The following is an 11,774-nucleotide window of genomic DNA, read 5'->3' as shown; positions in this document are numbered from 1 at the left end:
GTCAATTTTTATTCTGCTTCGTTTAAAAAATCTTTTAATCCAGATGCAAATCTTTCAAAAAACGATTTTTTAACTTCTTTTTTCTTTACTTCTTCTTTTTGCACCATTTCTGGTTCTTCTTCAACAGGTATCTCTTGAATTATTTCCTCTTCTTTTGGTTCTACTCTTTCAAAAACGGGAGCTTCTTCTACCTCTTCTTCTTTTACTTCTTCAGGTAATTTTTCCAATCCTTTCATTAACAACCCAACTGTGGTTGCAAAAATAGGACTAGACAAAGCTTCATCAGAACCTCCTGCTAAATGCTCGTTAGGATATCCTATACGAGTATCCATTCCTGTAATATATTCTACCAATTGCTTTAAATGTTTTACCTGAGCACCTCCTCCGGTTAATACAATTCCTGCTATTAGTTTTCCGTTTTGCGTATCGTGTCCGTAGTTTTTAATTTCTACATATACTTGCTCTACAATTTCTGTAATTCGTGCGTGGATTACTTGAGACAAACTTTTTAAAGTAATTTCTTTAGGTTCTCTACCTCTTAATCCAGGAATAGAAACAATCTCGTTGTCTTTATTTTCTCCTGGCCAAGCAGATCCAAATTTTACTTTTAACAACTCTGCTTGTTTTTCTATAATAGAAAAACCTTCTTTAATATCTTCTGTAATTACATTTCCTCCAAAAGGAATTACTGCTGTGTGACGAATAATACCATCTTTAAAAATAGCTAAATCCGTAGTTCCACCTCCAATGTCAATTAAAGCGACTCCTGCTTCTTTTTCTTCTGCATTTAACACTGCTTCTGCAGATGCTAAAGGTTCTAATGTTATGGCAGACAAACCTAAACCAGAACTAGTCACACATCTCCCAATATTTTTAATTTGAGATACTTGTCCTACTACAACATGAAAGTTTGCTTCTAATCTACCTCCGTACATTCCTATAGGCTCTGTTACATCCGATTGACTATCTACCTTAAACTCTTGTGGCAGTACATGAATAATTTCTTCACCAGGTAACATTACCAATTTGTGTACTTGATTGATTAAGTTCTCTATGTCTTGCTCATCAATTACCTCCTCTGGATCTTGTCTTGTAATATAATCACTATGGTGAATGCTTCTTATATGATGTCCTGCAATCCCTACAGTTACCGTATCAATTTTTAAACCCGAAACATTTTCAGCCTCTTCAACAGCTTGTTGAATTGATTGAATTGTTTGAGTAATATTGTTTACAACTCCACGTTTTACTCCTAGGCTTTTTGCTTTACCTATTCCTAAAACTTCAATTTTACCATACTCGTTTTCACGACCAATCATGGCAGCAATCTTAGTCGTACCAATATCTAATCCTATAGCAATACGGTTATTTTCCATTCTTACTTATTTTGAGCAAACAACTTGATTGTTGTACTGTAAATCTATTTTTCTAAAAGTGCCAGACAAACTATCCTTTTCCATAAAGGTGTAAAACACTTTTAATTTTTTTAACTTTTGATTGATTTTATTTAAATCGCCTAACAATACTTTTTGCTGATTGTAACGAGTTTGAAACCAATATCCTTCTTGATCCTTTTGAACTGAAACCACTAATTTTTTCAAAAAATCATCTGCTTCGATTTTCTGAATTAACGGAAACACTTCTTTTGGTTTTATAAAACCATTTTTATTATTGATAACGGGAACTCTTGCTGAATAGTTGCTAGACAAAGGCATTTCTAAACCTTTAGCATCTAAATAAACCACATTCTGCGCATTAAACATTCTAGCCAACGGCTTTCTTTGTTTTACACTTACTTCTAATTCTCCTGTAACCCCAACAGAAACTTGTGCAGATGAGACCATTGGGTGTGCCTGCACTTTATTTTCTAATTCTTGTAAATTTATTAAGGTTTTTGCTTGGTTTACAACGTGTTTGCTTTTTTGTATCAACAAGTTATTAACCATTTGATGCGTTAAGAATAAATTGTCTTCATTGCTAAACGTAATTGTTACCTCAGAAACCGTTCGCATAGCATTTCTTTTGGAGGTAAACCCCAAAATAAGCCCAACTAACAGTAGGAACAAAATTGTTTTTATGTAAACAAAATATTTTTTCATTACGCGATTAACAATTCTTTGGTTACTTCTTCTACCAATACTCCAATATCTCCAGCACCTAACATTACTACCACCGTAGCATCTGTGTTTTTAACGGTATGAATTACTTCTTTTTTGGTTTGCAAATATCTGTTATTATTCGTGATTTTACCCAATAACCAAGCAGAATTCACACCTTCAATAGGTAATTCTCTTGCAGGATAAATATCTAACAACACAACCTCATCAAACTTAGAAAGGCTACTTGCAAAATCATCTATAAAATCACGAGTTCTAGAAAACAAATGTGGCTGAAACACTGCTAATATTTTTTGCCCTGGATACATTTCTCTAACCGCACTTTCTACAGCTGCTATTTCTGTTGGATGATGTGCATAATCATCAATCAATACAAAATTATCTTCTTTAATTTTATACGAAAAACGTCTTTTTACCCCTCTATAAGAAGCTAAAGCCTCCTTAATTTCCTCTAAAGACAACCCGTGTTTTTCTGCCATTGCAATAGAAACCAACGCATTAGACACATTGTGTCTACCAGGCAAATGAAACACTACATTCTGCACAAAACCACTAGGTGTTTTTACATCAAACACAAAAGATCCATTTTCTATTTTTACGTTTAAAGCCTGATAATCTGCCTCTTCTTCAACTCCATAAGTCAAGCCATCAACAGGTAATCCTTTTTTTACAATTAATAATTCTGTTACCTTATTAGCAAACTCTCTAAAAGAAGTTTCTAAAGCTTCTTTTTCTCCATATATATCTAAATGATCTGCATCCATATTGGTAATGCAAGCCACATTGGGTGCCAATTGTAAAAATGAACGATCAAATTCGTCTGCCTCTACCACCGATATTTGATCACCTCCTAAAATTAAGTTGGAATTATAGTTTTCTGTAATTCCACCTAAAAAAGAAGTTGCTCCCGTTTTACACACATGCATAATATGTCCTAAAATAGAAGAAGTTGTTGTTTTACCATGCGTACCTGCTACTGCATAACATTTAGTACTCTTGGTAATTTCTCCTAAAATAGCCGCACGCTTTATTACTTTAAAGCCATTCTGATTAAAATACGCTAATATTTTACTATCCTTTGGAATGGCAGGTGTATACACCACCAACGTATTTTCTATCTTTAAAAAAGAGGTATCAATAGTTTCAATTTCATCAACAAAAGAAATAGCCACACCTTGATCTTCCAAAGCATTGGTTACCACAGATGGAGTTTTATCATAACCTGCTACTTGCTTGCCATTTTTCACAAAATAACTAGCAATGGCACTCATTCCAATACCACCAATCCCCACAAAATATATGTTCTGTATTTCTTTTAACTCCACTTGGCTATTTTTTCTATTTCTTCTACAATTCTAATGGTTGCATCTGGCCTAGCCAATGCTTTTATATTTTCTGACAACTGAGTTGCCTTTTCTTCTTTTTGAAGCAAACACTTTATTTTTGTCATAAAATGCTCCTTTTCTGATTCTTTTAACAAAACAGCTGCATTTTTATTTACAATAGCTGCTGCGTTTTTAGTTTGATGATCTTCTGCTACGTTAGGAGACGGAATAAACACTACTGGTTTTCCTACAATACATAATTCTGACACCGAACTTGCTCCTGCTCTTGAGACAATGATATCTGCAGCCGCATACGCTAAATCCATTTGAGATAAATAGGCATGAGTTTGAACTCCTTCTAAACTATTGTGTTTTTTATACTCTTCTATATAAAACTTACCTGTTTGCCATATAATCTGTAACTCCTGACCTAACAAATCTCTTAAATTGGTTTCTATGATTTGATTGATGGCTCTCGCTCCCAAACTCCCCCCTAAGACCAACAATGTTTTTTTAGAAGTATCTAGTTTAAAATGCTGAACTCCCTCTTCTCTTTTTGATGAAATTGTCAACAAATCTTGCCTTACCGGATTTCCTGTAAATACTATTTTATGCGCAGGAAAAGACGATTCTAATCCTTCGTAAGCTACACATACTTTATCTACCCTTTTCGCTAATAATTTATTGGTAATTCCAGCATACGAATTCTGTTCTTGTATTAAGGCTGGTACTCCTCTTTTAACAGCTACATACAATGTAGGTCCACTTGCAAAACCACCCGTTCCAATAGCCACATCAGGTTTAAAAGCACGAACAATTCCTCTTGCTCTTCTAACACTATCAAATAATTTAAAAGGGAACATTAAATTCTTAATGGTTAAATTTCTTTGTAAACCAGCAATCCACAACCCTTTAATTTGATATCCTGCTTGTGGAACTTTTTCCATTTCCATTTTATCTTGAGCTCCCACAAATAAAAATTCAGCATCTGGATAACGAACTTTTAATTCGTTAGCAATGGCAATAGCAGGATAGATATGTCCACCTGTTCCTCCTCCACTAATTAATATTCTCTTTATGTTGCTCATACTTTTATTCTTCTTCTAATTCTTCTTTAGGATATAAATTTTCTAACGGATCTTCACTTTTTAACTCCAATTCTTCTTCTGTAACTTCTGTAGAAGCTGTTACACTTAAGACCATTCCAACCGCCAAACAAGTCATCCAAATAGATGTACCTCCACTACTTATAAGCGGTAAAGTTTGTCCCGTTACAGGCCCTAGGTTGGTTGCCACCATCATGTTAATAACCGATTGAAATACAATTGGAAATCCTACTCCAACAACCAGCAACTTTCCAAACACCGTTCCCGATTTTTTGGTTGCCACATACATTCTAAAAGTCAACATAAAATAAGCCAACAAAACCATACTAGCTCCAATTAACCCATACTCCTCAACAATAATGGCAAAAATAAAATCCGAAGAAGATTGAGGTAAAAAGTTTTTTTGAACACTTTTACCCGGTCCTTTTCCCGTTAATCCTCCTGTAGCTATGGCTATTTTTGCATTTTCTACCTGATACCCTTCTTTTGAATCTTTGTCTGAAAAAGACTCTATTCTACTCATCCAAGTATCTACCCTGTTTGGCATTAATCCTGGAAAAGCTTTTGCCGACAATACAAACAAGAGTAAAATTAGAATTCCAGCCCCTACAATTCCTGCTAAATATTTTATAGGATATCCGCCTACAAAACACACCATTAACACCATTAAAAACACAATGGCTGTGGTAGAAAAATTGGCTGGTAAAATAAACATCAAAACTAAGGCTATAGGAGTCCAAAGCTTTAACAAACTTTCTTTTAAATTAATTTCAACATCCTTATGTCTAGCTAAATACCTAGCTGTGTACACCATAATCACCAAACCGGCTAAGGTTGATGTTTGAAAACCTACACCAATAATAGGAATACGAATCCACCTAGCTGCATTAGCCCCTCCAATAGTGGTTCCTTGCGCTAGTGTTACAATTAATAAGACAATTACTATTGGAATCATTACTACAGAAACCCCACTAAAATAACGATAAGGAACTCTGTGAATAAAGAACATAATTCCAAACCCCATTAACAGCAATACTGCATGCTTAATTAAAATACCTATGGTTGTTCCGTTACCTGCTACATATACCAAATTAGTACTTGCACTGTATACGGGCATAAAAGAAAACAATGCCAACACAGCAACTAGTGCCCATATAAATAGGTCACCTTTGATGTATGATTTTATATAGGTTAACAACTTCATTAGTTTATAAATTTCTTACTGCATCTTTAAATTTACGACCTCTGTCTTCGTAGCTTTCAAACAAATCAAAACTAGCACAAGCAGGAGACAATAAAACTGTTTCACCTTTATCAGCTAACTTGTAAGCAATTTTTACAGCAGCATCGGCACTTTCAACTTCTTCTATAAAATCTACAATGCTTCCAAAAGCAGCTTTAATTTTGGTATTATCTAACCCTAAACAAATAATTGCTTTTACTTTTTCTCTTACCAACGGATACAATTCTGCGTAATCATTCCCTTTATCAACTCCACCTACAATCCAAACCGTAGGATTGTTCATGCATTCCAAAGCGTAAAATGTAGCATTTACGTTGGTTGCTTTAGAGTCGTTAATATATTCTACTCCATTTACTTTTAATACATGCTCTAATCTATGTTCTGCACCCTCAAAGTTTTCAAGAGACTCTAAAATTGTTTTTTTTCTTGCTTTAAGCAATTGTGCTGCTAAAGTAGCTGCCATGGCATTCTTAGTGTTGTGTTTACCTTGTAACGATAATTTTGAAATGCTCATTCTTAATTCTTCTTTATTTATATTAATCACTATATCATTTTGGTCAACATAGGCACCAAATTCTTGTTTTGTAACTAGAGAAAAGGGTACTAATTGAGCCTTGGGTTTGTGTTTTTTTATTCCCTCCACAACCACAGGGTCATCGGCATCATAGATTAAATAATCTGATGATTTTTGATTTTTGGTAATTCTAAATTTTGAAGCGATGTATTGTTCAAAATCGTATTCATATCTATCTAAATGATCTGGAGTAATATTCGTAATCATAGCAATATGAGGTCTAAAAGACTCAATACCATCTAACTGAAAACTACTCAACTCCAAAACGTATTTATCAAAATTTTGGTTGGCTACTTGTTCCGCATAACTATCTCCTATGTTTCCTCCAATCCCAACATTATACCCTGCTTGTTTTAACAGGTGATGTGTTAGCATTGTGGTGGTTGTTTTTCCGTTTGAACCAGTAATTCCAATAACCTCTGCACTACTATAAGTAGCTGCAAATTCTATTTCTGATATCACGGGAATTCCTGCTGCTATTATATTTTTGATGAATGGAATATGATCTGGAATTCCTGGGCTTTTTACTACCACATTGGCATTCAAAATCAAATTAGTTGTGTGTTGTCCAGACTCAAAAGCAATTCCTTCTTTTTCTAGTTGCTTTGAATACTTTTCTTTAATTACAGATTTATCAGATACAAAAACATCCATTCCTAGCTTTTTTGCTAAAATGGCTGCTCCTACTCCGCTTTCTCCTGCTCCTAAAACAACAACTCTATTCATCTATCTCATTTTTAAGGTTACAACAGACAATACAGCCAACAAAATTCCTATAATTAAAAATCTTGCAACTATTTTACTTTCGTGATATCCTTTCTTTTGATAATGATGATGTAAAGGAGCCATTTTAAATATTCTTCTACCTTCACCAAACTTTTTCTTTGTGTATTTAAACCATCCTACTTGCAGAATTACAGACATATTTTCTGCAAAAAAGATTCCTGCCAATACGGGAATTAACAATTCTTTACGAACTGCAATGGCAATTACCGCTATAATTCCTCCAATAGTTAAACTACCTGTATCTCCCATAAATACTTGTGCTGGATAGGTATTATACCATAAAAACCCTATCAATCCTCCTGCAAAAGCACTAATATAAACTGTCATTTCTCCTGAATTTGGAATGTACATTACATTTAAATAATCTGAAAAAACAATGTTTCCAGACACCCATGCAAAAACCCCCAGAACCGCTACAATAATGGTAGATGTTCCTGCAGCCAAACCATCAATCCCATCTGTTAGATTGGCTCCATTAGAAACCCCTGTTACAATAAAAATAACTACTGGTATAAAAATAAGCCACGCATAATCTGCAGCATTGTCTCCCGTCCAACCTAAAACAGAGGTGTAATCAAATTCGTTTCCTTTTAAAAATGGAATGGTTGTTTTTACAGATTTATGAGCTTCTCCAAACAAATGTGTATTGGCAATTTTTTCAGAAAAAGGCAATTCAGATTTCATGGTTACTGCTGGATGAAAATAAAACATTACCCCTACAAACAATCCTAGACCAACCTGACCCAAAACTTTAAATTTTCCTTTTAACCCTTCTTTATCTTTTTTAAATACTTTGATATAATCATCTATAAATCCAATAACCCCCATCCACAAAGTGGTTATTATTAGAATAATCACATATATATTATCCAACTTTGCAAATAAGAACACCGGAATTAAGGTGGCCAAAATAATAATGATTCCCCCCATGGTAGGAGTACCTGCTTTTTGCACTTGTCCATCTAAACCTAAATCTCTAACCGTTTCTCCTATTTGTTGTTTTCTTAAATAGTTGATTAATCTTTTTCCGTAAATAGTAGACAATAGTAATGAAACCATAAATGCCAAAGCAGAACGGAATGTGATAAACTGAAACAAACTAGCTCCTGTTAATTGATATTCATTTTCTAAAAAATCGAACAAGTAATACAACATTATTTTTTTAGTATTTCAAAGGTTTCTATTAGTGTTTCTTTATCGTTAAAATAAGAGCGCTCTCCATTAATTTCTTGATAGGTTTCGTGTCCTTTTCCAGCCACCAAAACCACATCGTTCTTTTTTGCCAACTTACAAGCTGTTTTAATGGCTTGTTTTCTATCTTCTATTGTTAAAACTTTGGCTGCAAATTCGTTTGTAATTCCAGCCTCCATATCTTCTAAAATAGCAGTAGGATTTTCTGTTCTGGGATTGTCTGATGTTAAAATAACTTGCGTACTTAATTCAGCAGCAATCGCTGCCATTTTAGGTCTTTTGGTTTTATCTCTATCACCACCACAACCTACTACCGTAATTAAATTCACGTTAGGCTCTGCAATATCTTTTATAGTACTTAGTATATTTTTTAAAGCATCGGGAGTGTGTGCATAATCTACCACGCTTACAATACCTGTATTAGATACTTGATATTGAAATCTACCATCAACACTTTTTAATTGACTTAAGGCTGTTAACAATTCCAAATCATCAACACCTAATTCTTTAGCTACTCCATAAATAGCTGCTAAGTTAGAAGCGTTAAAACCTCCAACCAACTGCACCCAAACTTCTTGATTATTGATTTGTAACAACATTCCAGAAAAACTTTTTTCTAAAATTCTTACTTTATAATCTGCCAATGTTTTTTGTGAATACGATTTTTTAGTTGCCTTTGTATTTTGCAACATAATATTCCCATTCTTATCATCTACATTAGTTAAAGCAAATCCTGTTTTAGGCAACTCATCAAAAAATGCTTTTTTAACATCTCTGTACTCGCTAAACGTTTTGTGATAATCTAAATGATCATGTGTAATATTGGTAAAAACTCCACCATTAAAATCTAACCCATAAGTTCTAGACTGATGAATTCCGTGAGAACTCACCTCCATAAAGCAATACTCCACTCCACTTTTCACCATTTGAGCCATAAACTGATTGATTGCTAACGAATCTGGTGTAGTATGCGTAGCAGGAAAAACCTCTTGATCTATCACTACTTTTACCGTAGATAACAATCCTGTTTTGTACCCTAATACTTGAAATAACTGACACAACAAACTTGCAACGGTTGTTTTTCCGTTAGTACCTGTAACTCCTACTAATTTTATTTTTTCTGAGGGATGCTCGTAAAAATTAGCTGCCAATTGAGCCAAAGCTATATTGGCATTATTCACAACTATATATACTATGGATGAATGAATTTTTTCTGGTAATTCTTGACAAACAATAACATTTGCCCCCAAAGCTATAGCTTTGTCTATATATAAATGCCCATCAACATGCACTCCTTTTTGAGCTACAAACAAAGTACCTGCTACCACTTTTCTAGAATCAAAAGCAATAGCTGTTACCTCTAACAACTGTTGGTTCCAGTTTTTAGAAGCTAGCACTTTTACCTTATGTAAAATTTTATTTAATTCCATTTTAGTACAATACTACTTGTTGTCCTTTTTTAATTGCAACTCCTTGTCTTATAGATTGTTTTTTAACAAATCCTAAATCTCCATTAAGAGCCACTTTTAATCCTTTATTTTCTAATACAGAAACCGCATCCATAACAGGCATACCACTAACATTTGGCATTTTGCTTTCTGTATTTAAATTTTCTTTTTGAAACTGTTTGTTTGATTTTTCTACCGTAGCTAACACAGGTGTATCTAACATCACTTCTTGCTCTTGCATTTCACTAGTGTAAATTTTTTGAGCAATAGCTTTAAACACAGGAGCTGCCACTGTTGCTCCGTAATATCCTTTTCTTTTATTGGGTTTATTTACCACCACAATACAAGAATACTTAGGATTTTCTGCTGGAAAAAACCCTGCAAAAGACGAAACATACTGTGTGTTGTCCGTCCAATATTCTGTTTGACAAGTTCCTGTTTTACCCGCCATAGAAAAATTTGGAGAATACAAACCTTCTCCTGTTCCTCTTTTTACTACGTTTCCTAAAATGGTTTGTAGTTTGTTAATGGTTTCTTTTGAAGCTATTTTAGAATTTAAAACTACAGGATCAAAAGATTTCTCTACCTCTCCATTGTTTCTTAATTCTTTGATGAATTTTGGTTTTACCATAACCCCATCATTAGCAATAGCATTGTAAAAAGTAATTAATTGTAAAGCCGTTACTTTTACTCCATATCCCCAAGCCATCCAAGGCAAAGAAAGTCCGTTCCAACTTTTTGGATCTCCTCTCTTTACATATTTAGGATCGGGTATAAATGGTTTTCCTTCTCCTTTAATAGGAACCCCTATTTTACTACCAAAACCTAACTTATTAATTCCATTTACAAATTGCTGTGGATTGCTACTATAAGATTCCATAACCATTTTAGCAATTCCAACATTAGAAGAAACCTCTATAGCTCTTGCTAAAGATATTTTTCCATAACCTCCTCTATGAGAATCTATAATACTTCTTCCGTAGACTTTTATTCTTCCTTTTTCAGTATCTATAACATCTCCTGTATCTACTTTTTTATCTTCTAACCCAACTAATAAACTAGCTAATTTAAATGTAGACCCTGGCTCTTGTGCTTCGTAAATTGCGTAATTTCTTTTTTCGTAATACCCACCATTTGGACCATTTTTACCCAAATTTGCAATAGCTCTAATTTCTCCTGTTTTGGTTTCCATGACCACCACACAACCATGATCTGCTTCAAAACTTTCTAATTGCTCCAACAAAGCATGATGCGCAACATCTTGAATATTCACATCAATCGTTGTAATTACATCGCTACCATCTTGTGGCTCTTGTTCGTTTTTATCATTGATAGGTTTCCACTGTCCTTTGGCAATTTTTTGTTTTTTTCGCCAACCGTGATGCTCTCTTAAATATTTTATATAAGCTCCTTCTACTCCTACATTTCCTCTATAATCAGCATAACCAATGGTTCTTACTCCCATTTCTCCTAAAGGTCTAGCTCTTACATTTCTTTGCTCTGTAATTAATCCACCTCTATACTGCCCTAATTTTAAAATTGGGAAAGTTTTTAGCCTAGCATAATCTATATACCCTAAATCTCTTGCTAAAAATAAATATCTATTTCTACGTCTTTTAGCTGTGCGTAAGTACTTGTTATAATAAGAAGATGGTTTTCCAAACAGAACAGATAAAGAATCACTTAGAGCATTGATGTTTTTTTCAAACACATCATTTTGAATAGACACCATATCTAATCTAACAGTGTATTTAGACATGGTTGTTGCTAACAAATCTCCGCTAGTTGCGTAAATATTTCCTCTGTTCGCAAATACAGTATCTGTCTTTATAGTACGCTGTGCAGAAATTTTTCTGTAATGAGCTCCTTCTACTGACTGAATATAACCTACACGTACCGCCAAAACAACAAAAAGCACAGTTAGCATTAATACTAACCAGCCCAATCTGTCTATTATGCTTTTTTTTGTGGTACTCAAGGTTTA

The 11,774-nt window shown here is 34.0% G+C and carries 9 protein-coding genes; all 9 read right to left on the bottom strand.

The window, feature by feature from the left end:
• Window positions 1-8: 8 nt before the first annotated feature.
• The 9 genes from ftsA to GGR97_RS01275 all read right to left on the bottom strand — a co-directional run bounded on the left by ftsA (window position 9) and on the right by GGR97_RS01275 (window position 11,768).
• Window positions 9-1,376, bottom strand: coding sequence for a cell division protein FtsA (gene ftsA / locus GGR97_RS01315; RefSeq protein WP_167896611.1), 1,368 nt, complete (start codon window positions 1,374-1,376; stop codon window positions 9-11).
• A 6-nt stretch (window positions 1,377-1,382) separates the two neighbouring features.
• A complete protein-coding gene (locus tag GGR97_RS01310; RefSeq protein ID WP_167896610.1) occupies window positions 1,383-2,012 on the bottom strand; it encodes a cell division protein FtsQ/DivIB in 630 nt (209 codons plus the stop codon).
• 86 nt (window positions 2,013-2,098) lie between these two features.
• Window positions 2,099-3,442: a UDP-N-acetylmuramate--L-alanine ligase gene (gene murC / locus GGR97_RS01305; RefSeq protein ID WP_167896609.1), complete on the bottom strand. Its 1,344-nt coding sequence runs from the start codon at window positions 3,440-3,442 to the stop codon at window positions 2,099-2,101.
• Window positions 3,433-4,530: an undecaprenyldiphospho-muramoylpentapeptide beta-N-acetylglucosaminyltransferase gene (gene murG, locus GGR97_RS01300; protein WP_167896608.1), complete on the bottom strand. Its 1,098-nt coding sequence runs from the start codon at window positions 4,528-4,530 to the stop codon at window positions 3,433-3,435. Before murG ends, murC begins: the two co-directional genes overlap by 10 nt.
• Window positions 4,531-4,534: 4 nt before the next feature.
• Window positions 4,535-5,752, bottom strand: coding sequence for an FtsW/RodA/SpoVE family cell cycle protein (locus GGR97_RS01295; protein ID WP_167896607.1), 1,218 nt, complete (start codon window positions 5,750-5,752; stop codon window positions 4,535-4,537).
• Window positions 5,753-5,756: 4 nt separating this feature from the next.
• Window positions 5,757-7,091 (bottom strand): UDP-N-acetylmuramoyl-L-alanine--D-glutamate ligase, encoded by a 1,335-nt coding sequence (gene murD, locus GGR97_RS01290; RefSeq protein ID WP_167896606.1) that lies wholly within the window; start codon window positions 7,089-7,091, stop codon window positions 5,757-5,759.
• Window positions 7,092-8,306: a phospho-N-acetylmuramoyl-pentapeptide-transferase gene (gene mraY / locus GGR97_RS01285; protein ID WP_167896605.1), complete on the bottom strand. Its 1,215-nt coding sequence runs from the start codon at window positions 8,304-8,306 to the stop codon at window positions 7,092-7,094.
• Complete coding sequence (locus GGR97_RS01280; protein WP_167896604.1) at window positions 8,306-9,772, bottom strand: UDP-N-acetylmuramoyl-L-alanyl-D-glutamate--2,6-diaminopimelate ligase; 1,467 nt, start codon at window positions 9,770-9,772, stop codon at window positions 8,306-8,308. Before GGR97_RS01280 ends, mraY begins: the two co-directional genes overlap by 1 nt.
• A 1-nt stretch (window position 9,773) precedes the next feature.
• Window positions 9,774-11,768, bottom strand: coding sequence for a penicillin-binding protein (locus GGR97_RS01275; protein WP_209272297.1), 1,995 nt, complete (start codon window positions 11,766-11,768; stop codon window positions 9,774-9,776).
• Between the last annotated feature and the right edge of the window lie 6 nt (window positions 11,769-11,774).

The sequence above is a fragment of the Wenyingzhuangia aestuarii genome (genome assembly GCF_011927765.1).
Classification (GTDB): Bacteria; Bacteroidota; Bacteroidia; order Flavobacteriales; family Flavobacteriaceae; genus Wenyingzhuangia; species Wenyingzhuangia aestuarii.
This window is presented reverse-complemented; position numbering and strand designations above follow the sequence as displayed.